The organism is Devosia sp. 919, from assembly GCF_013185965.1.
Taxonomy (GTDB): Bacteria; Pseudomonadota; Alphaproteobacteria; order Rhizobiales; family Devosiaceae; genus Devosia.
This window is the reverse complement of the sequence record NZ_JABAOL010000001.1, coordinates 3145318-3170549: the sequence shown is the minus strand read 5'-3', so window position 1 is coordinate 3170549 and position 25232 is coordinate 3145318. Positions and strand designations below refer to the sequence as shown.

Genomic DNA, 25232 nt, shown 5'->3' with positions numbered 1-25232 from the left:
GCAGCGCAAGGGTTGCCCGTGGTGCGGGCATTAGGGGAGGGCCGGCCTGCACTTCTCGGTTACCGGCCCCCGCAAATCCTAGCGGGCGAAGGCCTTGTCATAGGGCTCGAGCGCTTCCTCGAGCGCCACAAGGTCAGGCGGGAGGGGGGCTTCAAAGAACATTTCCTCTCCGGTTACGGGATGCTCGAAGCCGAGCTCGGCCGCATGGAGGGCCTGCCGGCCTAGCGCAACGATGGGTGCGGCGACCTCGGGAGGCAGGCGGTTGATCTTGGTGGCGTAGCCCGAGGCATAAACGGTGTCGGAAACCAGGGGGTGGCCGATATGAGCCATGTGGACGCGGATCTGGTGGGTGCGGCCGGTTTCCAGCTGGCACTGGATGCGGGTGATGTCCCAGCCATCGCCGCCAAAGCGCTGCTCGACCATGTAATGCGTGATGGCTTCGCGGCCATCCTTGCGCACGGCCTGCTTGAGCCGATTATTGGCGTCGCGCCCGAGGGGCGCCTCGATCGTGCCCTTGGCCGTTTCGGTGGAGCCCCAAACATAGGCGATATAGGCGCGATGGAGCGGACCGGTGCGGCCATGATCGGCAAATTGCGCGGACAGATGCTGGTGGGCCAGATCGGTCTTGGCCGCGACCATGACCCCTGAGGTGTCGCGATCGAGGCGATGAACGATGCCGGGCCGGCGCACGCCACCAATGCCCTGCAGGCTCGCGCCGCAATGATAGATTAGCGCGTTGACCAGGGTGCCCGAAGGGCTGCCGGGAGCGGGGTGGACCACCATGCCGACGGGCTTGTTGACTACGATCAGCTGATCATCCTCGTAGAGGATATCAAGGGGGATGTTTTCGGGCTTGGGCTCGGGATCTTCGGGCGGCGGGGCGAGGAGGGTGATTGTTTCGCCGGCCGTTACGCGATATTTGGGCTCGCTGATCGGCTGGCCGTTAAGGGATACGGCTCCGCCCAGGATCAGGTCCTTGAGGCGGCTGCGGCTGAGCGCCGGGTGTGCCTTGGCCAGAACGGCATCGAGCCGGCCGCCGGCCTGTTCGGTAGTGATAGTGAATTGGACTTCGTCGCCCTCGAAGTCGTCAGCGGTTAGGTGTTCCATGAGCGATCCTTCAAATACCGGCCCGGTGGGCCAAGATGCCGAGCCGTTGTCGCCCGAAGCACAAGCCGTGCTGGGAAAGGCGCGCCGGTCGTTCGGCATCTCCATCGGCATTCTGCTGCTGGGCTTTATGGCGATTGGCTTTGCCATTGTCTATCGGGTGATGCGCGACGCACCGCCGCCCAGCATGGCCCAAACGCTGAGCGTGCCCGCCGGGGCCGAAGTGGTTTCGGCCACCACGGGCGATGGCGCGATCAATGTGCTGTATCGTCTTGATGGGGCGATGGTGCTGGCATTGTTCGATCGGGGCACGGGCGAACATATCAGTTCGGTGCAGATCGTTGCGGACGGTGCGCCCCGGCTTTAGCGCCCCTGGATTTCGCGCAGCGCTGCCATACGGTCGGTGACGCTGCCGCCGCGTCTGGCTGTGGCAATAGGCCCAGGTGGTGGTGGCGCCGCAGGGGTTTCCTCGCGCCCATCGGCAAAGCGCTGGATGCGATCAAACAGGCTTTCTTCGGCTGGCGGGGGCTGCTGGGGCGGCTCGGTATCGGCGGCGTAAACGATGCGGCTGGTATCGGCGGCAATGGCGTCGAGCTGGGCGCGCAAGGCGGTTTCATCGAGCCGCTCGGTTTCCCAATCGGCCATGATGGTGGTTTCCACATGGTTGATGCGACGATGCAACTGGCCGAGCTGGTCTTCGAGGTTGAGCTCTTCTGCAAGCGCCGGGGGCATGGTGCCATCGGCCTGGGCGGCGGTTTGCCCGGCCATGGCGTCCAGGCTGGAGCCGGCTTCGGCAATGCGCGCCTGGGCGATCTCAATGCTTTCGGCCTCTTCGAGCGCGGCTTCTTCCAGGGCGGCCTGCTCGAGCGCGGCCTGCGCGTATTCGTCGCGCAACGCCTGGATCTCGGCCGTGCGGTTTTCAAGGTCGCGCTCACGCATGCGCAGTTGCTGGGCAAGATCGGTGGTTTCGCGCTCGAGTTCGAGCACGCGATCACGCAATGCCGCTTCGCGGGCTTCGAGTTCCGTCATCTTGTCGACGGCGCTGTCGCGCTCGGCCCGCATGGCGCCAAATTCTGCGCGTCGGTCATTGTATTCGCCCACCTGTTCGGCGAGACGGGCGCGCAGCCCCTCGATTGTGGTTTCGAGCCGGCGCGTTTGGAGGGCGAATTCGGCGCGCAGTTGATCCTTGTCGGCACGGAATTCTGCGAGGGTGATGGGGGTCGCGGCCTCGATGCGCTTTTTGGTGAGGCGGACAGCGCGTTTCCACACCGCGGGCAGGATGATCACGGCCAAGAGCCCGGCAAACAGCAGGCCGAGGGCGAAATACATGATGTTTTCGATCATCATCGTGCGAACTCCGGAACCAGGCCGTCCAGATGCGGTCGACAGGAAGCTGACTTAAGCGCCGCAAAGGGTAGTGGTCGGGCCATTGCTTAGCGGTTCCGGTGGTCTACGTCACGAAAAAGCCGGAGGGTGCACGCCTCCGGCTCGCAGCATCTACCAAAGCGCTGATATCAGAAAGGGTTCCAGGTGGGCTGCTGGGTGAACTTGAGATAGCCGATATTAACGCCCAGCCGCGCGCCCACGCCCGAGCGGATCGGGACCATGATGGCGTTGCCGTACTTGATCACCGTCATGCCGAAGCCACCCACCACATAGGCGGAGCCATCAACGCCGGCGAAGCGGCCGAACACGTCATTGGTGCTGGAGAGATTGTAGACCAGCATCATGACCTTGGAGCCATCGCCGCCAACGTCAAAGCCAAGGCTGGGGCCTTGCCAATAAAGGGGCAACTCGCCGGCATTGCGGGTGTAAAGCCGGCCTTCGCCGTAACGGGCGCCGGCAAACAGCGCGCCGCCAGCGTCTTCGCCCAGGATGTAGCCGTTGGGCAGGCCGAACTCGGAAACGGCGCGCTCAACGAGGGATGCGAGGCCCTGGGCAGCGGAGCCGAAAAACTGGTGGCCCTTGTCGACCAACTCATCGCCGGAATAGCTGTCGCTGAGCGAGCCTTGGGCAAAGGCAGGAGCGGCGCCAGCGAGGGCGAGGAGCAGGGTCAGGGTGCAAAGCAGGCGTTTGAACATGGTGTTCCCCCTAAAACAGGCGAGCCGGGACTTCGCAAGACTTTAAAGTTTCTCGGTCATGGTTGGTCGGGCCAGCGCTGGACAAGGGCTGGCCCGTGGATCAATGATGACGCAAACCCGTAAACAAATCTTAACCATGCTTGCCTTTGTTCTGCCGCTTTTGGGGGGCGGCGCGGCACCGGCATGGAGCCAGTCAATCAACACGGCCGTGGTAAGCGATCCCCTTACCGGGCTGGCGCTCGGGGGCATGGATCCGGTCTCCTATTTCGTGGAAAGCCAGCCGGTGCCGGGACGCAGCGAGTTCGAATATGAGTGGGGCGGGGCACCCTGGCAGTTTAGCAGCGCGGCCAACCGCGACGCCTTTGCGCGGGCGCCGCAGATCTATGCACCCCAGTTCGGGGGCCATGCGGCGATGAGCATGGCGCGCGGCTTTTTGTCGGACGGCGACCCGGCAATCTACACGGTCTTCAAGCAGCGTCTTTATCTGTTTTATTCGGCGGCGAGCCGGGAAGCCTTTTTGCTGGCGCCCAACGCCGCGGCCCGCGAGGCACAAGCCAATTGGGCGGTTTTGTCTAAATCTCTGGTCTGGCAATAGTGCAGAAGCGCAACCCCCACTAAGGTCGGCGCAAGTGATTCGAACGCGCCCCTGATGGAGAAAACCCATGGCCGATATCATCGAGCTCAAGGCAACCGACCTTGCGGCAATGTTGTGCAGCCGGGTCTGTCACGACCTGATCAACCCGATTGGGGCGATTGGCAACGGGCTTGAGGTTCTGGCCGACCCCACGCAGGGTGACATGGCTGAAGGCGCCCGCGACCTGATCGCCAGCGCGGCCAATCAAAGCCGGGCCAAGCTCGAATTTGCGCGCCTGGCTTATGGTGCCTCCTCGACGGCGGGCACCGATATCGACACGCGCGAATGCGAGCGGGTGGCGCGGATCTATTTCGAGATCGAGAAGGCCGATCTGGAGTGGCAGGTGCCGCTGATCCTGCTTCCCAAGCACAAGGCCAAGCTGTTCATGAACATGCTGCTGATCGCAGCAGGCTCGGTGCCGCGCGGTGGCACGGTTACGGCTAGTATCACTGGACCGGCCGGAGCGGAGGTGTTTGAGTTCACCTCGTACAGCGATCCCGAGAAGCGGCAAAAGACGCTCGTGCCGTCAGGCGCGGCGGGATTGCTCTCGGGCATGCCCGAAGAGGGCGCCGTGGATGCGCGCGGCATCCAGCCCTTTTATACAGGCCTGCTGGCTCGGATGACCGATATGGAGATCAGCATCGGGCTTGAGGACGGCAAGTTCTACCTGCGTGCGCTGCCCAAGCCGCCCATCCAGGAAGAAGCTGCACCCGAGGCGCTAACCATTCCGTAGGCAGTTGCCATTCATAGTTGTTTCCGAGCCTTTGGCCGGGGAAACACATTCATGAAGTCGTGCCTGATCGTCGATGACTCGAGTGTGGTGCGCAAAGTGGCGCGCCGCATTCTCGAAGACATGGACTATATTGTCGAGGAGGCCGAGGACGGGCAGGAGGCTATCGACAAATGCCGCCTCGAGATGCCCGACGCGATCCTTCTCGACTGGAGCATGCCCATCATGGGTGGGCTCGAGTTCCTCAAGCATCTGCGCGGCTATGTCGGAGGCGAGCGGCCGCACGTCGTTTATTGCACGGTCGAGAACGATATTGGCGCTATTGCCATGGCGCTCAAGGCCGGCGCCAGCGACTATATGATGAAGCCGTTTGACCGGGCCTTGCTGGAAGCCAAGTTCGACCTGGACCGCGCGCTTCCGTCAGCCGAAATCGCCTAACAGCAAAAGGCCCGGGCGAGAACCGCCCGGGCCTTTTGCCGTCTTGAGCGAGCCAGCCGCGCCTAAGGGGTGCGGGTGAAGCTTGCGCCGGCAAGGACGCAATCGGGTGCTTCGCCGATGGTGAAGGCCGGGCCAGAGCCCTGGATGGGGCAGGTCATCGGAAAGGTCGCCGAGCCGATATTGCCGGTCGCATCGGTGAAGGTCAGCGCCTCGGCGGTAGCGGTGTAGCGGCCCGATACCGAGCGGCCGTGGCGATCGGTCATGGTAAAGCTGTCGTCATCATTGAGCACCACGGCAATGCCGCCGGCGGGGCCTTCGGCATTGGCCTCGTAGCGACCCACCAGGGCGGCATTGGCGGCGTCGCGCTGGGCGGTGGCCGAGGCGATCTGGGCTTCAAGGTCCGAGAGCTCCTTGCCGCGGGCAGCCAGCGTATTGGTCAAGTCCGTCACCTGCGGCTGCAGCTGATCGCGCTGGGTCTGGTAGCCGGCGACATCCTTGGAGAGCTGGTCGCGCTGGGACTGGAGATCGGCGATCTGGGTCTGCAGGTCCGCCAGCTGGGTGCCGCTGGTCTCGGTCTGGGCGGCAATATCGGCCAGGCGGGTCTGGATCTCGGTTTCCTGTCCGCGGGCGGCCTGCAGCTGCTGTTCGCCCTGGGCGAGCTGGCTGGTCACCGCAGCGGCTTCCTCGGTCAGCTGAGCGACGGCGGCGCGGGTTTCGGCTTCCTGGGCGCGGGCCTGTTCAAGCCGCTGGCCAATTGCGGTCATCTGCTCGTTAAGGGCAGTAACCTGGTTCTGCGCTTCTTCGCGGGCGGCTTCTGCTTCGGCGCGGCGCTGATCGCTTTGGGCGAACTCTTCCTGGATCGCCGCAATTTCAGCCCGGCGGGAATTGAGGGTTTCAGTGGTGCTGGCCAGCTCAGCACTGACGCCATCCAGTTCGCCCTGAGCGGTGTCGCGCTGGGTGGTCAGTTCGTCCAGTTGGGCCTGGGCGGCGGTGGTTTGCTCCTGGACCGCCTCGAGATCGCCGCTTGCGGTTTCGAGGTCCGCCAACTGCATCTGCAGCGCGCTACGCTCGTCGGTCAGCGCGGACACCTGGCCTTGCAGGTCGCCATTGGTTGAGCTCGAGCTGATCCAGGTTGCCAAAAAGGCAATCCAGCCGACAATGGCAATAATGAGAATGGTAAGAACGAGCGGTTCGCGAAGACGCTGCGCGAGTGAACTGTCCATGTCGTGGGCCCCCTTGATTGGGAGCTAACGATAACCGGGTTGGGGAGTTCCGCAAGAGCAAAGGCCCGGCACATCACTGCGCCGGGCCTTGCACAAGGGAAGGGGAAAGCTTAGGCGCTTTCGGAATAAAGCTCGTTCTCGTCGGGCTCGCGCAGCACATAGCCGCGGCCCCAGACGGTTTCGATGTAGTTCTTACCGCCCGTCGCAACGCTGAGCTTCTTGCGCAGCTTGCAGATGAAGACGTCGATGATCTTGAGCTCGGGCTCGTCCATGCCGCCGTAGAGGTGGTTGAGGAACATTTCCTTGGTGAGCGTCGTACCCTTGCGGAGCGAAAGCAGCTCCAGCATCTGGTATTCCTTGCCGGTGAGGTGCACGCGCTGCGATTGCACTTCCACGGTCTTGGTGTCGAGATTGACGGTGAGTTCACCCGTCGAGATCACCGACTGCGCATGGCCCTTGGAGCGGCGGACAATGGCGTGGATGCGGGCCACGAGCTCGTCCTTGTGGAAGGGCTTGGTCATGTAGTCATCGGCACCAAAGCCGAGGCCACGAACCTTGTCCTCGATGCCGGCCAGACCCGAAAGGATCAGGATGGGCGTCTGCACCTTGGCCACGCGCAAGGTGCGCAGCACTTCATAGCCGCTCATGTCGGGCAGGTTCAGATCGAGCAGGATGATATCGTAGTCGTATAATTTGCCCAGATCGACGCCTTCCTCACCCAGATCGGTGGTGTAGACGTTGAAACTTTCGGACTTGAGCATCAACTCGATGCTCTGCGCTGTCGCGCTATCGTCCTCGATAAGGAGTACCCGCATTATATTCCCCTTGTGATTCGTTCCTGCTGGAACAGTGAAGCCAGCGGCCAATGCTCGCCCCACGTCACCCGTACTGGATATGACTGAACCCTAAGCCCAAATAGTTAACAAAGTTTAATTCCATCACGCAATACGCAAAAGCTGGTAAGGTGAATTATATCTAACTGTCTGAAACTAAACGAAAAAGTGGCCGCGTTTTTCTTAAGAAAATGGTTTAAGTAGCCCGGCCAAGTGACTCGGCGGATTCAAGCATTGCGGCGATGGCAAGGGGAGCAGGGGCGCGTGGCGGAAAATCCCGCATGAAGGGGCCCTTGCGGTAGCGATAGAGCTTTTTGCTTAACGCGGGGTTACTGTTTGATTCGAGTTTTTAGCCACCGGCATCCCGACGTGAACACGTTTTCGGGAGCGGTTAAGGCGACGGGAGATCCGGCATGAAGGCGCTGATTTCAGCCATCGAGGCAATCGACGAGATTGAGGTCTTTGGCCGCGTCAAGTCCGTTCAGGGACTGCTGGTGGAAATTGTTGGCCCTGTCCGCGAGTTGCGGGTGGGCGGACGCGTGCAGATCGAAACCAGCAATGACGGGCAACTGGCCGCCGAAATCATCGGGTTCAAGGATGGCCACGCACTGTGCCTGCCTTTCGGGCAACTCGCCGGGGTTCGGCTGGGGTGCAAGGCCGTGTTCCAGCGCAGCGACGGGGCGGTGTTTCCTGCCCATGACTGGCTGGGGCGGGTGATCAATGCCAATGGCGAGCCGATCGATGGCAAGGGGCCGCTCGGGCGCGGGGCGCAGGCCTATCCGCTGCGCCAGTCACCCCTGGCGGCCCATGACCGGGTGCGCGTGGGCGAGCCGCTTGATCTAGGGGTGCGGGCGCTCAACACCTTCACCACCGTCTGCGAGGGGCAGCGGCTGGGGATCTTTGCCGGCTCAGGCGTGGGCAAGTCGGTGCTGATGAGCATGCTGGCGCGCAACACCAATGTGGATGTTGCCGTGATCGGGCTGATCGGCGAGCGCGGGCGCGAAGTGCACGAGTTCATCCAGGAGTATCTGGGGGAGGTGGGGATCGAGCAGGCGGTGGTGGTGGTTGCCACGTCCGATGAGGCGGCGCTGATGCGGCGGCAGGCAGCTTATCTGACGCTGGCCCTGAGCGAGTTCTTCCGCGACCAGGGCAAGCGGGTCTTGTGCATGATGGATAGCCTGACCCGGTTTGCCATGGCACAGCGCGAGATCGGGCTGGCGATCGGCGAGCCGCCAACGGCCAAGGGATATCCGCCCACGGTTTTCACAGAATTGCCACGATTGTTGGAACGTGCGGGTCCTGGGACAGCTTTTACGGGCTCCGTTACCGGACTCTTTACCGTTCTGGTTGAAGGTGATGATCACAATGAGCCCATAGCGGATGCCGTACGCGGCATTCTTGATGGGCACATCGTAATGGAGCGCGGGATTGCCGAACGGGGGCGTTATCCGGCGGTCAACGTGCTCCGGTCCATCTCGCGCACCATGCCAGGGTGCGTTCCGGCCTCGTTCAGGCCGGTCCTGGCAAAGGCGCGTGAACTCATGTCCATCTATTCGGACATGGAGGAGCTGATCCGGCTGGGAGCTTACCGGAAGGGATCAGATCCGAAAGTGGACCGCGCCATCGCCGTTTTTCCTGCACTCGAGGCGTTCTTGAGCCAGGAGCGGGAAGAAACGACCACGATTGCCGAGGGTTACCATATGCTCGAGGCCATTGTTGCGGAGGCGGGTGCACCGGGCTGAAAGGCCCGCTGCTCGGAGGTTTGACTTGGTGTGTAAGGAGTACAGGTCTTGAAATCGCGTAGCGAGAGCCTCATTCGGCTCAAGAAGTTCCAGGTCGACGAGAAGCGCCGCCAGGTGACGCAGATCGAAATGATGGTCAACGACTTCGAGCGCATGGCGAGCGAGCTCGACCAGCAGATCGAGATCGAGCACAGCAAGACCGGCATCTCGGATGTCGCCCATTTCGCTTATTCGACCTTCGCCAAGGCCGCCCAGATCCGGCGCGACAACCTGCTGGCTTCCGCCAATGACATGCGTGGCAAGCTTGAAAGCGCGCAGGACGCATTGGCTGAAGCGCTCGAAGACCTCAAGAAGGTCGAGCTGCTGGAGCAGCGCGAGCATCAGCGCGACGCGGTCGAACAGCTCAAGCAAGAGCAATCCGACTATGATGAAATCGGCCGGCTGCGGTTTCGCCGCTAGCCCGAGGGGCTAGGGCACGATCACCATGCGCTGCTCGTCGCGGGCGGTGGCATAGGTGAGGGGGTCGAAGGCCGGTTGCGCTTCGAGCTGTTCGCGCGAGGCGTTGATGAAGAGATAGCGCATGCCCGCCGTATCGGCGGAAAACACCAGATTATCAAAGCCCACGGCGACCGGCTTGGCACCCAGGCCCAGAAACCCCCCGACATCGACAACCACGGCATCGATGGCGCCTTCGGGCGTTTCGACGACATTGCCGATGGTGCCAATCTGCTCGTCATTGATGCCGTAAACCGCAATACCGCGCAGCTGATCGGCGGTTAGGCCGGACTGGTCGACTTCGCTGAAGCCGGTGCGATCGAGCGGCGCGGTTGCTTCGACGGGCGCATCGGGCTGATCGGTGGTGAGTTCGGGATCGATGGGCGCGGCATTGGGGTCGCCATCGACCATCTGCTCCTGTTCTTCGTCCGGCGTCATCTCGGGACCGGTGGCCGCTTCGCTTTCGCTCCAGATAAACGCGGGTGCCGCGGTCAATGCTTCGGCAGTGGTGGGCAGGACCCAACGGCGGCTGCCGTCTTCGCGCTCGATCTGCTGGAGCTGGGTGAAGTCAACGGCAACGTCTTTCTCGCCGACGCCCAGAAAGCCGCCTACGCCGAGCACTACGGCAGAAACGCCTTGGCCTGAAGTGACCACCATGTCCTTGACGGTGCCGATCTGTTCGGCGTCGTCTTCGGGCCCGGCATAAACCGTTTCGCCCAGCAGCACCGTCACCAGAATGTCCTCGCCCCGGCTGGAATATCCCTCCGACAGGATCGTGGGAGGGGTAAGGCCACTTTGCTGAAGCTGACTTGGCGTTCCGCTGCGTGGCGTTGCAGCGGGGGACTGCGCGAGGGCCGGAGCTGCGAGCAAGAGCGCGAACGTCGAAGCCAGGGTCAGGGGTCGTAGCATAGCGGTCTCCAGAAAGAGGCTCAAACAGAAAGGGCCGACCCAAAGGCCGGCCCTGAAGCGCTAATCCACAGGGGATTAGTTGGTGGTGGGAGCAGCCGGAGCCATGGCGCCACCGGCAGCAGGAGCGGTGCCATCGGCAGGAGCCGTGGTGGTATCGGTCTCTGCGTCAGCTGGCTCGTCTTCTTCCCAGACGAATTCAGGAGCGCTGGTCAGGGCATCAGCCGTGGTGGGAACAACCCAACGTTCGGTGTTGTCAGCAGCGATGACAAATTCGAGAACGTCGAAGGGAACGGCCACGGACTTTTCGCCAATGCCGAGGAAGCCGCCCACGCCGATCACGACGGCAGTGATCTGGCCATCCTGATTGAACACGATGTCGGTGATGTTGCCGATTTCCTCGGCGTCATCGCCAGCGGACGAATAAACGGCCTGGTCGATCAGCTGGGAGCCCAGGTTGTCGCTGTCTACGGCAACATAACCAGACGACATTTCAAAGGTTTCAACCGCAGCGCCTGGCTCAGCTTCAACAGGAGCCGGAGCATTGGCAGCCGGTGCCGGAGCCGTAGGGGCCGAAGTGGTCGCCGGTGCGGTTTCGGTGGTGGTCGTGGTGGTTTCGTTGTTGGCAGGTGCGTCGGTGCTCTGTACCGGAGTTGCGTCCTGAGCGATGGCGCCTGCAGTCATCAGTGCTGCGAATGCCGTAGTGGCCAAAAGGGTGCGGATCATTATAGGCTCCATAGGTTCATTGTTGTTATGAACAGGGCCGTGCGGTGCTAAACTTGCGAGGTGGCGCACCGTGCGGCCCTTGATGCTGTGGTAACGCAGCTGTGTGCGAGGGGTTCCCGGATTTGCCGACATTGCGTCGCAAGCCGAGCCCGCGCTGGGGCCGATACATGGGTTAAGGCGAGGCCGCGCCGGGTGCTGGCGGGACCCACAGGCCGCGGGGCTGTTGGGAGGGGAGTGAATGTGGGCGGCGCTGATAGTCGGGCCGCGCGCGATCCTCAATCGGCGAGGGCGGCGGTGTCGCGGTCGTAGTTGCGCATGGCCCGATGGGGCATGCCACCATCCATCAATTCAGGGCCGAAGGCGACAAAGCCAAGCTTTTCGTACATGCCCAGCTTATCGGACTGCGCGGTCAGATAAAGGCGGTGCTGTCCCGCGGCGGCAGCCAGGCGGGTGGCTTCGGCCATCATCGCCTTGGCGATGCCGCGGCCGCGCCAATGCTGACGCACGGCAACACGGCCGATCTTGGTGTGTTCGGGCAAGGCAATGAGCCGGAGCGTGCCCACCACTTCGCCCTCCGCTACGGCGACAAGATGGGTCGCCGTCAGATCATAGCTATCGTGCTCTTCTTCCTCGGGCACCTTTTGCTCCCAGACGAAAACTTCGCGCCGCAGCGCGAAGGCGGCGTTGCAGAGGGTGGAAAAGACCGGGACGGGCAGGATGGTGAGAGGCGATTGCATAGCACGGCCATAGCTCATGTCGGCCCCGCTGGGAACTGGCTGCGTCAGTGCGCAAAGCGGCCATGCACCAGATCATGCACGAAGGCGAGCTTTTCGACCACGGCGGGGGTGAGCACGAAGGGATAAGCGTCGGGGTGACCCATGGCGCGATTGAGATTGTTGAGCAGCAGGGCGAGCGGCACCCAGTGATCGGCAATGGTGGCGAAATCCTGCTGGCGATACGGGTTGAAATCGGCGTCCACGGCAAGGCTTTCGTCCTGGCCCTTGGGGCGGGCGTGCACACCAAAGGCGGCGGCCATTTCCACGGTATCGGTGATGTGGAGATAATGGGCCCAGGTTTCGGCAAAATCCTCCCAGGGATGGCAGGTGGCATAGGCTGAGATATGGGTCTGGGGCCAGCCGAGCGGGGCACCATTGGCGTAATAGGTTTGCAGCGCCTTGCCATAATCGGCCCGGTCGTCACCAAAGAGGGCGCGGAAGGGCTCGATGGCAGGGGTGTTGTCGACTAACAGGTCCCAATAGTGGTGGCCGATTTCGTGACGGAAATGGCCCAGCAAGGTGCGATAGGGCTCGCCCATCTGGGCGCGGCGCTTTTCGCGCTCAGCGTCGTCAGCTTCCACAAGGGCGATGGTGATGATGCCGTTTTCGTGGCCGGTCATCACCGGGGCGGTGCCGGCGGGTTCGTCGGCAAGGAAACGGAAGGCGAGGCCGTGCTGGGGATCTTCCCCGCGCGTTTGCAGCGGCAGCCCGAGTTCGAGCAGGGAATAGATCAGGCGCTTCTTGGCGCGCTCAATGGTTTGCCAGCGCGCGAGATTAACCGGTTCCTCAATGGGGGGAATGGTTTCGTTGTGGCGGCAGGCGGCGCAGAACACATCACCGCCCGGGGCCGCTTCGATCAGCCAGTTGCAGGCGCCGTGCTGGGCATTGGCGCAGAAGACATAGGGCTGATCGGAAAAGGCGGGCGAGGTCCAGTTGCCGCCGTCGTTCTGCACCAGGGAGACCAGGGCGTTCTTGCCGGAGATATAGCCAAGTTGATGGCCACATACTTCGCAAACGGCATTTTCGAAATAGATGGTGTTGCCGCAATGGTCGCAGTTGAACAGCTTCATGGAAGGCCCCAGAGATATGCCAGGCCTCAATGATTAACGGGGGGGGCAGTTCCACCACTTGCCCCAGGCTGGAGGAGGGGGCCGGTTAAACGCTGCCAATGGTTTTGAGGCGGATGCGGGGATGCACCTCGTTCTGGCTCATCACCACGGTTTGCGGGCGGAAACGCTCGATAATGGAGCGCACATGGGGGCGGATGCCGGGAGAGGTGATCAGCACTGGCAGTTCCCCTTGCTGGGCGGCGCGTTCAAAGGCGGTTTGAATGGCGCCAATGAACTGCTGCAGCCGCGAGGGGGCCATGGCGAGGTGGCGGTTGTCGCCTTCGCCGATCATGGCCTCGGCAAAATCGCGCTCCCAGGTGGGCGACAAAGTCAGGAGCGGCAGGTTGCCATCGGGGCCGAGATTGGCGGCACAGAGCTGACGGGCGAGGCGCGAGCGGACATGCTCGACGATCATCTGCATGGACCGACCCGGGCCGGCGATCTCGGCGACACCTTCGAGGATGGTCGAGAGGTCGCGAATGGAGATGCGCTCGTTGAGGAGAGTCTGCAGCACGCGCTGGATGCCCGAAACGGTAATGAGTCCGGGGACGATGTCCTCGACGAGCTTTTGCTGCTCCTTGGGCAGGCCGGACAGGAGCGACTGCACATTGGCGTAGCTCAGCAGGTCCGCGACATTGGCCTTGAGCACTTCGGTCAGGTGGGTGGAGATCACAGTAGAGGGATCGATGATCGACAGCCCCCGCAGTTCGGCCTCGTCGCGCAGAGCTGGCTCGATCCAGGTGGCGGGCAGACCGAAAGTGGGCTCGGTGGTGTGGTGACCGGGCAGGTCGATGGAGCGGCCCATCGGGTCCATCACCATCAGCTGGCTGGCCCAGATCTGGCCGTGGCCAGCTTCCACTTCCTTGATGCGCACTTTGTAGTCATTGGGCTCGAGCTGCATGTTGTCGAGGATGCGCACGGGCGGCATGACAAAACCCAGCTCGGTCGCGAGCTGACGACGCAGCGCCTTGATCTGTTCGGTGAGACGGTCGGAGCCGTTTTCGTCTTCCTTGACCAGCGACAGCAGGCCATAGCCGAGCTCAAGCTTGAGTTCGTCGATCTTGAGGCTATCGGTGATCGGCACTTCAGGAGCGGGGCCGCCGGGGCTACCGATCTGGGGCGGGTTTGCCAGCGCGGCGAGGCGCGTGGCATCGGCCTGCTTTTCGCTCTTGGTCGCAGCGGAGCGCCAAGCCAAGTAGCCGACGCCCGCGGCGATGGCGAGGAACGGAATGACCGGCATGCCAGGCAGAAAGGCCAGGAGCCCCATCACGGCGGCGGACATGCCCAGGGCGCGCGGATAGCCGGTGAACTGGGCGGAAAGGGCTTTGTCGGCGGAACCCGTGACGCCAGATTTGGACACGAGAATGCCGGCGGCGGTGGACACGATGAGGGCAGGGATCTGCGAGACCAGACCATCGCCGATGGTCAGCAGGGTATAAACATTGCCAGCTTCCTGGACGGTAAGGCCTTCCTGCATCATGCCGATCACCATGCCGGCGACGACGTTGATGAAGGTGATGATGAGGCCGGCAATGGCGTCACCGCGCACGAATTTGCTGGCGCCGTCCATGTTGCCGAAAAAGGCGCTTTCGCCTTCGAGTTCGGCGCGGCGCACCTTGGCGGTGGCTTCATCGATCAGGCCCGCCGACAGATCGGCATCAATGGCCATCTGCTTGCCGGGCATAGCGTCGAGGCTGAAGCGGGCCGCCACTTCGGCGATGCGGCCCGAGCCCTTGGTAATGACAATGAAGTTGACCAGCACCAGAATGGCAAAGACCACGACGCCGATGATAAAATTGCCGCGCATCACGAAGTTGCCGAAGGCTTCGATGACATGGCCGGCGGCGTGGGTGCCGGTGTGACCTTCCGACAGGATGAGGCGGGTGGTGGCAAGGTTGAGGCCGAGCCGCAGCATGGTGGCGATCAGCAGAACCGTCGGGAAGGACGAGAATTCCAGCGGCTTCTGGATAAAGAGTGCCGTCATCAGGATCATCACGGAAAAGACGATCGAGACTGCCAGCAGCCCATCGAGCAGGAGCGGCGGCATAGGCACGATGAGAATGACGATGAGGCCCATGACCCCTGTCGCAAGGGCAATATCGCCTGAGCGCAGGGTATCGAGCACGGCCGCGCCAGTCGGCAGCTTGAAGGCCGGGCGGGTGCGCAGGGTGGGCAGCTCGCTCATGCGGTGGCCTGGTCCGGGATGGTGTCGTGCTCAGCGGGAAAGGCTTGGGCAGTTTCCCAGGCCTGGGCTGCCGCCGACGCCGTGCCGAGCTGATCGGTGCTGACAGCAAGGGTCAGGGCGGCAATGATGGCCAGCGCCAAGGCCGACGGCTCGCGCGAGGCGAGTTCGGGCTTGCCCGCAAGGGCGCTCACGGGGCCCATCATGCCACGGCCCTGCGTTCACCGGGATCGGGCACCAAAGTGCCTTCATCGGAATATTGGTTGAGCTTGTTGCGCAGAGTGCGGATGGAGATGCCAAGGATATTGGCGGCGTGGGTCCGGTTGCCCAGCGTGTGATCGAGGGTGTCGAGGATCAGGTCGCGCTCCACATCGGCCACGGTGCGGCCCACAAGGGCACGGGACATGGCTTCGGCGGTTTGCGCCAGCTGGGACGAAAGGGAGCCCGCGGATGCCACTTCATGCAGGCCCATGCCGTCGGGCAGGACGATGGCGTCGGCGGTGATGCTTTCACCCGAGGACAACAGCACGGCGCGATGCAGCGTATTTTCGAGTTCGCGGACATTGCCCGGCCAAGGAGCGCGGACCAGCGCGTCGCGCGCATCCTCGGCGAGGCTGCGCGGCGGCAGGCCATTAGCCTTGCTGTATTTGGCCACGAAATGCTCGGACAGGGCGATGATGTCGCCCGGCCGGTCCCGCAGGGCGGGGAGCTTGAGATTGACGACGTTGAGGCGGAACAGCAGGTCTTCGCGGAAGGAGCCTTCCCGCACGGCGTCGGCGAGGTTGCGGTTGGAGGTGGCGAGGATGCGGATATCCACGGCCACCGGCTTGCCGCCGCCGACGCGATCGATCAGGCGCTCTTGAATGGCGCGCAGCAGCTTGGCCTGCAGCCGCACATCCATTTCGGAGATTTCATCGAGCAGGAGCGTGCCGCCCGAGGCTTCCTCGAACTTGCCGATGCGGCGGGCGACGGCGCCGGTGAAGGCGCCTTTCTCGTGACCAAAGAGCTCGCTTTCAAGGAGCGCCTCAGGGATGGCGGCGCAGTTGACCGAGATGAAGGGTTTCCCAGCGCGCTTGGAGCGGGAATGAACATATTTGGCGATCACTTCCTTGCCGGTGCCGGACTCGCCGGTGATAAGGATGGAAGCGTCGGAGCCCGCGATCTGGTCCGCCATTTTCACGATGCGGGCCATGGCGGGGTCGCGGAACAGGAATTCGGAGGAATCCCGAGCGACGGCGGCGATCACGGCGGCAATCAGCTCGGCATCGGGGGGCAGGGGGATGTATTCCTTGGCGCCGGCACGGACGGCGTTGACCGCGGCCGCGGCATTGGTTTCCACGCCACAGGCAACAACGGGCACGGCGATGCGCTCGGCTTCGAGCCCGCCGATGAGCCGGGCGATGTCCATCATCACGTCAACCAGCAGCAGATCGGCGCCGCGGCCGGCGCGCAGCGTCGCGAGGGCAATATCGACCGAGGGGGCATGGGCGACCTTGGCGCCGCCATCCATGGCCATCTTGGTGGCGGTGCTGAGCTGGCCTTCGAGAGCTCCGACGATGAGTAGACGCATGGCGGTGCTCCCTTATTGTGGCTTGATGACTTCGGTCATGGTGACACCGAGCCGGTTTTCGACCAGCACGATTTCGCCGCGAGCGACGAGGCGGTCATTGACGAGAATCTCGACGGCTTCGCCGACCTGACGGTCGAGTTCGATGACGGTGCCGATATCCATGCGCAGCAATTGGGACACCGGCATCTTGGTGCGGCCTAATACGACGGAGATGCGCACGGGCACATCGAAGACGGCTTCGAGGTCGGCTGCGGTGCGCTCGAGATGAGCTTCGGGACCACGAGCCATGCCGCTGGCGGCGGCCATTTCCTCAAAGTTCATGTTGTCGCTGTCGTTGGGGGCGCTCATGAATGGGGTTCCTCATGGCTGATCTGCGGGTGGCCGCCCTCGAGATAGGCGGCGATGCGCCGGTCGATGTCGGTGGAAATGGAATCAAGATCGCGCACGAGGCCGCCATCGACCCATTCGAGCCGGCCGTCGCCCAGGCGCTGTTCGGGATCGCCCATGACGATCAGGCGGCCGTTAAAGCCGGAGGTGGTCATATGGGCGGTGGCAATGTCGCGCACGCCATCGGCAATATCGGGGTGGCAACGGATCACAAGGTGCGGCACGCCTTCGAGATTGGCCATGCATTCGGCGATGAGGCCCTCGAGCTCCGCGGTGGGTTCGCGGGCCAAGAGTTGCAAGGCGAGCTTGCGACCGATGCTGGCGGCCAGTTCCACCGCTTCGCGGCGGCTATTGGCGGTCGCATCGTCCAGGGCCGCGGCCATTTCGGCGCTGCGGGTAGCCAGGGTCGCCGCAGCAGCGGCGATGGTTTGCGCGGCCATGGCGGCGGCGTTCTGGGCGCCGGCGGCAAAGCCTTCGGCATAGCCTTCTTCGCGCGCTTCGGCGACCAGGCGGGCCACAAGGTCTTCGGCCATGCCGGCGCGCGGTGAGACCGCGGCAGCACTGGGGCGCTTGCCGAGGTCGAGATCGAAGGTGAAGCGAGCGTGACTGGCCATGGTGCTAAGCGATCATCTGCTCGTCGGACTTGCCCTTGAGGATGATGATCTCACCCTGAGCGGCCAAATCCTTGGCTGTGGCGACCATGCGGCCCTGGGCTTCATCGACATCCTTGAGGCGCACGGGGCCAAGCGCTTCCATGTCATCCTTGAGGAGCTTGCCGCTGCGGGCGGACATGTTCTTGAAGAAAAATTCCTTCATCGTTTCGTTGGCGCCCTTGAGGGCGAGCGCCAGCTCGGCCTTGTCCATGCGCGCCAGCAGAGTTTGCGCCGCCGAAGCATCGAGCTTGGCCAGGTCCTCGAAGGTGAACATCAGTGACTTGATGCGCTCGGCGTCTTCGCGGCTGTTTTCCTCGAGGCCGGTGATGAAGCGGGCTTCGGTCTGGCGGTCGAAGGAATTGAAGATCTCGGCCATCTGCTCGTGGCTGTCGCGGCGCTTGGTATGCGACAGGGTCGACATGAATTCGGTGCGCAGCGTGTTCTCGATCTTTTCGAGAATGTCCTTTTGCACGGGATCAAGCCCGAGCATGCGCTGGATCACGTCCATAGCGAGTGCTTCGGGCAGAACGGCGAGCACCTTGCTGGCGTGCTCAGGCGCGATCTTTGACAGCACCACGGCGATGGTTTGGGGATATTCGTTCTTGAGATAGGCGGCGAGCACGTCTTCCTGAACGTTGGAGAGCTTTTCCCACATATTGCGGCCGGCGGGACCGCGAATTTCCTCCATGATGGAGCTGACACGATCGGAGGGGAGGAAGGACAGCAGCAGGCGCTCGGTGGTTTCGGTGTTGCCCGATAGCGAGCCATTGGCCGACACGCTGGTGACAAACTCCACCATCAACTCGTCCAGCATGGCTTGGGTGATGGGGCCGAGGCGCACCATGGCGCGGCTGAGCTGGCGGATCTCGACCTCGTCGAGCTCATCGAAGATGGGCTTGCCGTGATCGGGGCCGAGCGCAAGGAGAAGCGCTGCAGCCTTTTCGTCGCCCCTGAGCGAGCGGTGTGGCGCATCGTTGCCGACCACCAGCTGCTTGCCCATGGAACCTATGGCGTCGGTGGTGTCGAGGGATTGGGAGACCAGAGCCATGGGTTATGCCGCGCTGCTCAGCCAGTCGCGCACGATAAGTGCGGCCTGCTTGGGATTTTCCTGAACCAGACTACCCACGGTCTTGAGTGTCTGGAGCTGGCTTTCGCCCAAGGTGCGGGCATTGGCCATCCAGTCGGGCGCGCCGGTAACCGATTCGGGCGCTTCGATGGGCACGAGCTGACCTTCGGGGCCCAGCGCGACGGGTGCGCCCAGTTCGGCACCGGAGGGGAGGGCGAGAGGCTGGGGTTCAGGGACCAAGGCGCGCTTGAGCAGGGGGCGCAGCACGAAGAACACGAGGGCCAGGGCGATCAGCAGGGTCACGGCCATTTCGGCTGCATTCATCAGGTCGTCGCGCGTGAAGTCGAGGAGACCCGCGGCGCTGTCGGTGCCCGGCAGGTTGAGCTCGGGCCGTTCGGCAAACTGCATGTTGACCACGTCGACGCTGTCGCCGCGGCTTTCCGAATAACCCACGGCCGAGCGTACCAGGGTGAGCACCTGGGCAATCTCTTCAGCCGAACGGGGGCTGTAGGTCAGATTGCCCGCGCCATCATCGGCATAAACGCCATCCACCACCACAGCGACGGAAAGGCGCTTGATGCTGCCCGCTTCGGTGACGGCAGTCTGGGTGGTCTTGGAGATTTCGTAGTTGGTGACTTCTTCGGACGTGGTGCCCTGCTCGAGCGTGCCATCGGCGGCAGTTTGGGAAGCGCCGGGCAGCTCGTTGGCGATGGTCACCTGGTTCTGATTGGCGCCGGACTGGTTCTCCTGCTCGCGCAGCTGGGTGGAGCGGACGACCTGGCCTTCGGGGTCAAAGGTCTCCGAAGTGGTGGTGGAGCGGTTGAAGTCCATCTCGGCCGCAACTTCGACGCGGGCACGGCCAACGCCAACGATGTTGGCGAGCATGTCTTCAAGGCGCGTACGGAGCCGGTTTTCGTAGCCAAGGGTTTTTTCGGCCGCTTCGCCGGCGAGGGCGCCCTGCGCGCTGTCACCGGTGCCGGAGGCGAGGAGGGTGCCGGCATCATCGACAATGGAGACGCGGGTCGGCGAGAGACCCTCGATGGCGGAGGCGACGAGGTGCTGGATGGCGCGGATTTCGCCGGCAGCCAGTTCGCCGCGCACGGACAGGACGATCGAGGCGGAAGGATCCTTGCGCTCGCGCCGGAACAATTCGCGCTCGGGCAGAACCAGGTGAACCCGGGCGGACTTGATGCGGGCCAGCGAAGAGATGGTGCGGGCGAGTTCACCTTCAAGCGCGCGAACATTGTTGATGTTCTGCACAAAGCTCGTGGCGCCAAGCGTGTTCTGCTCGTCGAAGATCTCGTAGCCAACCTGGCCGCGAGTGGGGAGCCCGGCCCCGGCGAGATCCATGCGCAGCTTGGTGATCTGCTCGCGCGGCACGAGGATGGTATCGCCTTCGCCGCGCAGCTCGAATGGGATATTGAGGGTTTGCAGTTCGGTAGTGATCGCGGACGAATCTTCCAGCGTCAGCCCGGTGTAAAGCGGTGCCAGGTTGGGGGCTGAGGCGCGCATCATCAGGAAGGCGAAGAAGCCCAACATCAGCACCGCTACGGTGGCCATGGCAGCAAGGCGCGGCAGGCCAATGCGGTTGATGAGCTGGGTCAGGTTATTCAAGTCGGTACTCGAGGTTCACGTCACCGGCGATGAAAGCTGCCGCCCGGCAAAAATTACCTAGTGTTTGGTAAACATTGTCTTAACTTGTGGGTGCCCAGCGGTTGCGCGGGCAAAAATTGCCGGACGGGAGAGCAAGCGTGTTGAAAGTGCTGGGGCGGGTCACATCCATCAATGTGCGCAAGGTCTTGTGGGCGGCCGGCGAGTTGGGACTCCCCTATGAGCGGGAGGATTGGGGCCTGCCCTTGCGCGATCCCAAGGTGCCCGAGTTCCTGGCGCTCAACCCCAATGGGCAGATCCCGGTGTTGATCGATGATGGATTCGTGCTGTGGGAAAGCAATGCGATCCTGATCTATCTGGCGGAAAAGGCAGGTGACGGGCGCTTGCTGCCGGGTAGGCTGCAGGAGCGGGCGCGGGTGCTGCAATGGCTGGGCTGGCAGGCGAGCGAGCTTAATCCGCCCTGGGGCTATGCCGTGAATGCGCTGATCCGCAAGACGCCCGGCTATGATGATCCCGAGCAGATTGCGGCGTCACTGCGAGCCTGGGGCGCCAAGATGGCGTTGCTGGACGGGCATCTGGCCAAAGGCTCGCCGTTTGTGGCCGGGGCTGAGTTCAGCATTGCCGATATTGCGCTGGGCCTTTCGGTGCATCGCTGGATGAGCGTGCAGGCGGACAAGCCCGTGTTTGCAGCAGTGCGAGAGTATTATGAACGGTTGCTGGGCCGGGAGGCGGGGGCAAGATGGATGGGGGCGGAGACGCCCTAGGGGGACGGGTTGCGGGCCTTGTGCCAAGAAAACAAAAAACCCGCAGGGCGGACCCGGCGGGCTTTGGTGCTCGTTATCGGTTTGGACCGGATCAGCCCTCGCGGTAATGCTGGATCCAGGTGGTCCGCAGGCCGGCAAGTCCATGCTTGTCGATGGCAGCCTGCCAGTTCAGGAACTCGTCGACGCTGAGTGTGTAGCGGTCGCAGGCCTCTTCGAGGCTGAGCAGACCACCGCGCACCGCAGCAACAACTTCGGCTTTTCGCCGAATGACCCACCTCCGCGTATTGGCGGGGGGAAGATCTGCGATCGTGAGCGGACTTCCGTCCGGTCCGATAACGTACTTAACGCGAGGACGCATCTGTACGGTCATTTTACTCTCTACTCAACCTGACCATAGGAAGGCAGAGTAGCGATGCTGACTTAAAATTCAGCTAAGGGGAAACGAACAACAGGTTAAGAATTAGAAGGAAAATCAAGGTATTCGGGACGCAAAGCGTGTCGCGACGGGTCAGGTGCCCGGCGTGGGGGTGCGCACATCCTGGACCTGGGAAAGGGGGTATTTGGAGGTGCCGATGGTCAGCAGCGGCTCCGTGCCCGAAAAGTCCACTGCGTTCACGATCCCGACCGCCGCCGTGGTGATGCCGACCGTATTTCCGCTCAGATCGGTACCGGTGATCTCGATGGAATACAACCCAGCAGGTTGAGCTAGCCCGTTGGAGCCCTTGCCGTCCCAAGCGAACTGGCCGTTGCCCGCGGGAAGCGAGCCGTTCTCGGAGTAAACGATGCTGCCGGCGGCGTTCTTGATGTTCACCTTGGCGTTCTGCACGGCCCCCGAGGCGACATAGCCCCACAGAGCCTTGCCGCCCTTGAGCTCGGAGGAGGTGCCGGCGACGGTGACTTCCTTGCCGATATAGTTGACCGCGTCGGTTTTGCCGGCGCTTTGGCTGGCCATCATCATGGCTTCAAGGAAGTCGTTGGTCTTGAGCTGCTGTTCCACGCCAGTGAACTGCACCAGTTGCTGGGTGAACTGGTTGGTATCCAGCGGCTCGAGCGGGTTCTGGTTCTTGAGCTGGGTGGTCAGGATGTTGAGGAAGGTGTCGAAATTATCGGCAATGGTGTTGCGCGAGTTGCTGATCGCACCGGCGGCAGAGGTTGCGGATATGCCATTAACAGCCATGATTGTTCCTCAGGCGATGATGTTGACGCCGCCAGCCGCAAGGCTGCCGCGGTAAAGATTGACGCTGGGAAGGGGTAGCGGGTCGGCATCGCCGCCGCTCGGGCCGCCACCGAACGAGCCTCGGCGTTCCTGCTCCTGCCCATTGCCCTGGCGCCCGTCGCCTGGGGATGGGTTTTGCCGGAGGGAGAATTCGAGGTTGGTCTTGCTGGCATCGAGCCCGGCCTGCTGCAGGGCGCGTTCCAGCCCGCGCTGGTCGCGCTGCATCAGATCAAGGGTTTCGCTCTTGTCGACGATGAGGCGGGCATTGACCTGCCCCGCTGCATCGAATTCGAGCTTGACCTCAATGCGGCCGAGCTCGGGCGGATCAAGGCGGATCTGGAAATGGGAATTGCCGGCATTGGCCTGGTGCACCAGCTCAAAGGCGAGCTGGGGCAGGTTGAGCTGTTGCTGGGTGGTCTGGTAGCCGGGCTGCACGGGCCGCAGGGCGGCGGCGGCGACCTCGGCCCGGTTGAGCGCGCTGGGCAGGCTTTTGGCCGCGGCAGCATCAAGCGGGGGTTCGGCGGCAGCGGGAGCGGGCTTGGCGTCGGTTTCCGCGGTGGGCTGGCTGTCGGTGCCGAGAGCCGGGTCGGGCTCGATGCTGGGCTGCGCGAGCGTCGGTGCTGTTGGGGTCGTCGGGGTGAGGGGCGTGGCAGTGCTGGCGGCCGGGGCAGCCGGATCGGCGGGAGGGGCGCCCGGGGTGGCGCGGGTCAGCTTCGCCAACGCGTCTTCGAGCGCGGCGGCGCCGGCGGCAAGGGTCTGCTGATCAAGGCCGGGACCGGCTTGCTTGAGGCCGGCGAGTAGTGCGGCGAGCTTTTGACCCAGCTCGGGGCCGCCCTCGGCGGCATCGCTGCCAAGAAGCTGGTCGGCCAGCGGGGCAAGGGCATTGGCTAGCTGTTGCGCGAAATCACTGGCCGGTTCGCCACCGGTTGCTGGCTGGGCGGGGGTGGACAGTGAAATGCCGAGCTGGTCGGCGAGCCGGCTGAGAGCGGTGCTGGCCGCGCCGAGGTCGTCGCCTGCGGGAGACTGGCCGGCAGCGAGGCTTTGGGCGATGTTGGCGAGGCTGTCGAGCAGCTGGGGCAGGGCCGGCGGCTCCGGAGCGAGGGCGGCTTCGGCTCCCACAGCCAGCCCAAGATCTTCGGCTTCGATGTCGGCTTCGCCCGCAGTTTCGAGCCCGATTTCAAGCGCCTTGCCCAAGCTCAGGTTGAAGCTCGAGGCAGAGGTGGTGCTTGGCGTGGTGCCGGCGTTCGCGCCGGCGAGCAGACTGGCGAAAGCGTCGGCATCGGCAGGCGCGCCGAAGCTTCGCGTGATGCTGCCTGCACCGGTTGCGACCGAAAGGGTAAGATGGGATGCCACTTTGCCGAAAAATCCTGCAACTACTCGCCCCGTGCCATGCAAGGAGCTTGCCAGTGAGCCAAGGCGGCTAAGTGCTTGTTTGCGCAGAGCTGTGTTTTGGGCTCGAGGGACATGGCTCGAGCCGGGAGGGTGCATTGCGCCGCACGGGTGGCAAAAACTGCCGGGCGGCGTTGCAGCGCATTGCTGAAAGGGCTAAGAGGCGCGGGACAGTTGTCCGCTGGCCCTTGAACCCAACCGGATGCAAGAAAGATGCTGAATTCGCTTGATATCGCCAAGCGTCCCCAAGGCACGCGCGTTGTTGTCGCGATGTCGGGGGGCGTGGATTCCTCGGTTGTGGCGGGCCTGCTGGCTCGGCAGGGCTATGATGTAGTTGGGGTGACGCTCCAGCTTTATGATCATGGCGAGGCCACCCATCGTAAAGGCGCGTGCTGCGCCGGGCAGGATATCCATGATGCCCGCCGGGTGGCGGCGGCACTCGATATTCCCCATTACGTGCTGGACTATGAAGAGCGCTTCCAGCGCTCGGTGATAGCGCCGTTCGCCAATGCCTATCAGCAGGGTGAAACGCCGGTGCCGTGCATTGCCTGCAACCAGTCGGTCAAGTTCGTCGACCTGCTGGAAGTGGCCAAGGATCTTGGCGCTGATGTGCTGGCGACCGGCCATTACGTGCAGTCGCGGCTGGGCGAAGATGGGCGGCGGCAACTGTTCCGTCCCGTCGATGGCGATCGTGACCAGACCTATTTCCTGTTTGCGACCACCCAGGCGCAACTCGACTTCTTACGCTTTCCGCTGGGGGGGATGAGCAAGGCTGCGGTGCGCGAGCTCGCGCGCGAAATGGGGCTCGAGATTGCCGACAAGCACGATTCGCAGGACATCTGCTTTGTGCCGCAGGGCAAATATGCCGACATCATCCGCAAGATGCATCCCGAAGCGGTGGCGCAAGGCGAGATCGTCCATCTCGATGGCCGGGTGCTGGGGCGGCATGCCGGGATCGTCAATTACACGGTGGGACAGCGCAAGGGCCTGGGCGTGGCGGCTGCCGAGCCACTCTACGTGATCAAGCTCGAGCACAAGACCGGGCGCGTCATTGTGGGGCCGCGCGAGGCGCTCAAGACCCATACGGTGCGGTTGCGAGATGTGAACTGGCTGGGGGCGCGGCCGCTGGCCGAAGCTGCTGCCGGCAATGGTGCACCGGTCGAGGTCAAGGTGCGCTCGACGCGCGGGCCGCAGCCGGCCGTGATCCAGATGCGCGATGGCGCGGTTTATGTGACGCTGGTGGCCGGCGAATATGGCATTTCGCCGGGCCAGGCCTGCGTGTTCTACGCCGATGACAGCGCCACGTCCGAAGTACTGGGCGGTGGGTTCATCGCGGAAGCGGTGCCGGCGGTGTTTGCCGCCTAGTTGGCGGGGGCGGGCGTTGGCTCAGTGAAGCCCTTTTGCAGGGGGATCGCGTCTTCGGGGGCGATGTTCTGTTCTGCCTCGATCGTGTCGTAGTTGCGCCATTGCACGAGATTGGTGAACACCGTCGCTGCCACCGTGATCACGGCCAGCCCGATGAAAATCGCGAGCACCCACTGGCTGGAATTGAGTTTTCGCACGGGCATGGCAGTTGCCTTTGAAGGGGGTCAACGGG

28 protein-coding genes are annotated in these 25232 nt (G+C 63.3%); 8 read left to right on the top strand and 20 right to left on the bottom strand.

Annotated elements, in window-relative coordinates; all coding sequences use genetic code 11:
• Nucleotides 1-78 precede the first annotated feature (78 nt).
• Complete coding sequence (locus HRQ64_RS15370) at nucleotides 79-1107, bottom strand: RluA family pseudouridine synthase (protein ID WP_172124093.1); 1029 nt, start codon at nucleotides 1105-1107, stop codon at nucleotides 79-81.
• Here HRQ64_RS15370 and HRQ64_RS15365 point away from each other — a divergent pair.
• Entirely contained in the window at nucleotides 1106-1471 is a 366-nt protein-coding gene (locus HRQ64_RS15365) for a DUF6476 family protein (RefSeq protein ID WP_127753936.1), read from the top strand. The two genes, HRQ64_RS15370 and HRQ64_RS15365, sit on opposite strands and share 2 nt — an antisense overlap.
• Here HRQ64_RS15365 and HRQ64_RS15360 read toward each other — a convergent pair.
• On the bottom strand, nucleotides 1468-2451 hold the full coding sequence (locus tag HRQ64_RS15360) for a hypothetical protein (RefSeq protein ID WP_172124091.1): 984 nt from the start codon (nucleotides 2449-2451) through the stop codon (nucleotides 1468-1470). The genes HRQ64_RS15365 and HRQ64_RS15360 overlap by 4 nt on opposite strands.
• Before the next feature lie 167 nt (nucleotides 2452-2618).
• Nucleotides 2619-3185, bottom strand: coding sequence for a DUF1134 domain-containing protein (locus tag HRQ64_RS15355; RefSeq protein WP_127753934.1), 567 nt, complete (start codon nucleotides 3183-3185; stop codon nucleotides 2619-2621).
• A gap of 136 nt (nucleotides 3186-3321) precedes the next feature.
• Here HRQ64_RS15355 and HRQ64_RS15350 point away from each other — a divergent pair, with 136 nt between their 5' ends.
• From HRQ64_RS15350 to HRQ64_RS15340, 3 genes are all read left to right on the top strand, one after another.
• Nucleotides 3322-3780 (top strand): YHS domain-containing (seleno)protein, encoded by a 459-nt coding sequence (locus HRQ64_RS15350; RefSeq protein WP_172124089.1) that lies wholly within the window; start codon nucleotides 3322-3324, stop codon nucleotides 3778-3780.
• 67 nt (nucleotides 3781-3847) lie between these two features.
• Nucleotides 3848-4552, top strand: coding sequence for a histidine phosphotransferase ChpT (locus tag HRQ64_RS15345; protein WP_172124087.1), 705 nt, complete (start codon nucleotides 3848-3850; stop codon nucleotides 4550-4552).
• A gap of 51 nt (nucleotides 4553-4603) precedes the next feature.
• The gene (locus tag HRQ64_RS15340; RefSeq protein WP_127753931.1) at nucleotides 4604-4987 is read left to right on the top strand and encodes a response regulator; all 384 of its coding nucleotides are present in this window, start codon (nucleotides 4604-4606) and stop codon (nucleotides 4985-4987) included.
• Nucleotides 4988-5049: 62 nt separating this feature from the next.
• On the opposite strand, the gene HRQ64_RS15335 is transcribed toward HRQ64_RS15340, so the two are convergent.
• Both HRQ64_RS15335 and ctrA read right to left on the bottom strand, forming a co-directional pair.
• Complete coding sequence (locus HRQ64_RS15335) at nucleotides 5050-6210, bottom strand: hypothetical protein (RefSeq protein ID WP_172124085.1); 1161 nt, start codon at nucleotides 6208-6210, stop codon at nucleotides 5050-5052.
• 110 nt (nucleotides 6211-6320) lie between these two features.
• Entirely contained in the window at nucleotides 6321-7025 is a 705-nt protein-coding gene (gene ctrA, locus HRQ64_RS15330; protein WP_127753929.1) for a response regulator transcription factor CtrA, read from the bottom strand.
• Between the two features lie 431 nt (nucleotides 7026-7456).
• Here ctrA and fliI point away from each other — a divergent pair, with 431 nt between their 5' ends.
• On the top strand, nucleotides 7457-8785 hold the full coding sequence (gene fliI, locus HRQ64_RS15325) for a flagellar protein export ATPase FliI (protein WP_127753928.1): 1329 nt from the start codon (nucleotides 7457-7459) through the stop codon (nucleotides 8783-8785).
• Nucleotides 8786-8833: 48 nt separating this feature from the next.
• Nucleotides 8834-9244, top strand: a complete 411-nt coding sequence (fliJ, locus tag HRQ64_RS15320; RefSeq protein WP_127753927.1) for a flagellar export protein FliJ — start codon at nucleotides 8834-8836, stop codon at nucleotides 9242-9244.
• A gap of 9 nt (nucleotides 9245-9253) precedes the next feature.
• On the opposite strand, the gene HRQ64_RS15315 is transcribed toward fliJ, so the two are convergent.
• The 11 genes from HRQ64_RS15315 to fliF all read right to left on the bottom strand — a co-directional run bounded on the left by HRQ64_RS15315 (nucleotide 9254) and on the right by fliF (nucleotide 20269).
• On the bottom strand, nucleotides 9254-10189 hold the full coding sequence (locus tag HRQ64_RS15315; RefSeq protein WP_172124083.1) for a PRC-barrel domain-containing protein: 936 nt from the start codon (nucleotides 10187-10189) through the stop codon (nucleotides 9254-9256).
• 75 nt (nucleotides 10190-10264) lie between these two features.
• Nucleotides 10265-10912 carry a PRC-barrel domain-containing protein gene (locus HRQ64_RS15310; RefSeq protein WP_172124081.1) on the bottom strand — a complete coding sequence of 216 codons (648 nt, stop codon included), beginning with the start codon at nucleotides 10910-10912 and terminating at the stop codon, nucleotides 10265-10267.
• A 275-nt stretch (nucleotides 10913-11187) separates the two neighbouring features.
• Nucleotides 11188-11649, bottom strand: coding sequence for a GNAT family N-acetyltransferase (locus tag HRQ64_RS15305; RefSeq protein WP_172124079.1), 462 nt, complete (start codon nucleotides 11647-11649; stop codon nucleotides 11188-11190).
• 44 nt (nucleotides 11650-11693) lie between these two features.
• The gene (locus HRQ64_RS15300) at nucleotides 11694-12758 is read right to left on the bottom strand and encodes a putative zinc-binding peptidase (RefSeq protein ID WP_172124077.1); all 1065 of its coding nucleotides are present in this window, start codon (nucleotides 12756-12758) and stop codon (nucleotides 11694-11696) included.
• Nucleotides 12759-12843: 85 nt separating this feature from the next.
• Complete coding sequence (gene flhA / locus HRQ64_RS15295) at nucleotides 12844-14982, bottom strand: flagellar biosynthesis protein FlhA (protein ID WP_127753922.1); 2139 nt, start codon at nucleotides 14980-14982, stop codon at nucleotides 12844-12846.
• Nucleotides 14979-15173, bottom strand: a complete 195-nt coding sequence (locus HRQ64_RS15290; protein WP_172124075.1) for a hypothetical protein — start codon at nucleotides 15171-15173, stop codon at nucleotides 14979-14981. Before HRQ64_RS15290 ends, flhA begins: the two co-directional genes overlap by 4 nt.
• An 8-nt stretch (nucleotides 15174-15181) precedes the next feature.
• Complete coding sequence (locus HRQ64_RS15285; protein WP_172124073.1) at nucleotides 15182-16549, bottom strand: sigma-54 dependent transcriptional regulator; 1368 nt, start codon at nucleotides 16547-16549, stop codon at nucleotides 15182-15184.
• Between the two features lie 12 nt (nucleotides 16550-16561).
• On the bottom strand, nucleotides 16562-16855 hold the full coding sequence (gene fliN, locus HRQ64_RS15280) for a flagellar motor switch protein FliN (RefSeq protein WP_248307110.1): 294 nt from the start codon (nucleotides 16853-16855) through the stop codon (nucleotides 16562-16564).
• A 38-nt stretch (nucleotides 16856-16893) separates the two neighbouring features.
• On the bottom strand, nucleotides 16894-17550 hold the full coding sequence (locus HRQ64_RS15275; RefSeq protein WP_172124069.1) for a FliH/SctL family protein: 657 nt from the start codon (nucleotides 17548-17550) through the stop codon (nucleotides 16894-16896).
• Between the two features lie 4 nt (nucleotides 17551-17554).
• Nucleotides 17555-18589, bottom strand: a complete 1035-nt coding sequence (gene fliG / locus HRQ64_RS15270; RefSeq protein WP_127755283.1) for a flagellar motor switch protein FliG — start codon at nucleotides 18587-18589, stop codon at nucleotides 17555-17557.
• A gap of 51 nt (nucleotides 18590-18640) precedes the next feature.
• Nucleotides 18641-20269 carry a flagellar basal-body MS-ring/collar protein FliF gene (fliF, locus tag HRQ64_RS15265; RefSeq protein WP_172124067.1) on the bottom strand — a complete coding sequence of 543 codons (1629 nt, stop codon included), beginning with the start codon at nucleotides 20267-20269 and terminating at the stop codon, nucleotides 18641-18643.
• Nucleotides 20270-20406: 137 nt separating this feature from the next.
• On the opposite strand from fliF, the gene HRQ64_RS15260 reads away from it, so the two are divergent.
• Nucleotides 20407-21030 carry a glutathione S-transferase family protein gene (locus HRQ64_RS15260; RefSeq protein ID WP_172124065.1) on the top strand — a complete coding sequence of 208 codons (624 nt, stop codon included), beginning with the start codon at nucleotides 20407-20409 and terminating at the stop codon, nucleotides 21028-21030.
• Between the two features lie 91 nt (nucleotides 21031-21121).
• On the opposite strand, the gene HRQ64_RS15255 is transcribed toward HRQ64_RS15260, so the two are convergent.
• The 3 genes from HRQ64_RS15255 to HRQ64_RS15245 form a co-directional block, all read right to left on the bottom strand.
• Entirely contained in the window at nucleotides 21122-21400 is a 279-nt protein-coding gene (locus tag HRQ64_RS15255) for a DUF1153 domain-containing protein (RefSeq protein WP_035102845.1), read from the bottom strand.
• Nucleotides 21401-21538: 138 nt separating this feature from the next.
• Complete coding sequence (locus tag HRQ64_RS15250; protein WP_172124063.1) at nucleotides 21539-22207, bottom strand: flagellar hook assembly protein FlgD; 669 nt, start codon at nucleotides 22205-22207, stop codon at nucleotides 21539-21541.
• Nucleotides 22208-22216: 9 nt separating this feature from the next.
• Nucleotides 22217-23599, bottom strand: coding sequence for a flagellar hook-length control protein FliK (locus HRQ64_RS15245; protein WP_172124061.1), 1383 nt, complete (start codon nucleotides 23597-23599; stop codon nucleotides 22217-22219).
• Nucleotides 23600-23848: 249 nt separating this feature from the next.
• Here HRQ64_RS15245 and mnmA point away from each other — a divergent pair, with 249 nt between their 5' ends.
• Nucleotides 23849-25000, top strand: coding sequence for a tRNA 2-thiouridine(34) synthase MnmA (gene mnmA, locus HRQ64_RS15240; protein ID WP_172124059.1), 1152 nt, complete (start codon nucleotides 23849-23851; stop codon nucleotides 24998-25000).
• On the opposite strand, the gene HRQ64_RS15235 is transcribed toward mnmA, so the two are convergent.
• Nucleotides 24997-25203 (bottom strand): hypothetical protein, encoded by a 207-nt coding sequence (locus HRQ64_RS15235; RefSeq protein WP_172124057.1) that lies wholly within the window; start codon nucleotides 25201-25203, stop codon nucleotides 24997-24999. The two genes, mnmA and HRQ64_RS15235, sit on opposite strands and share 4 nt — an antisense overlap.
• Nucleotides 25204-25232 lie beyond the last annotated feature (29 nt).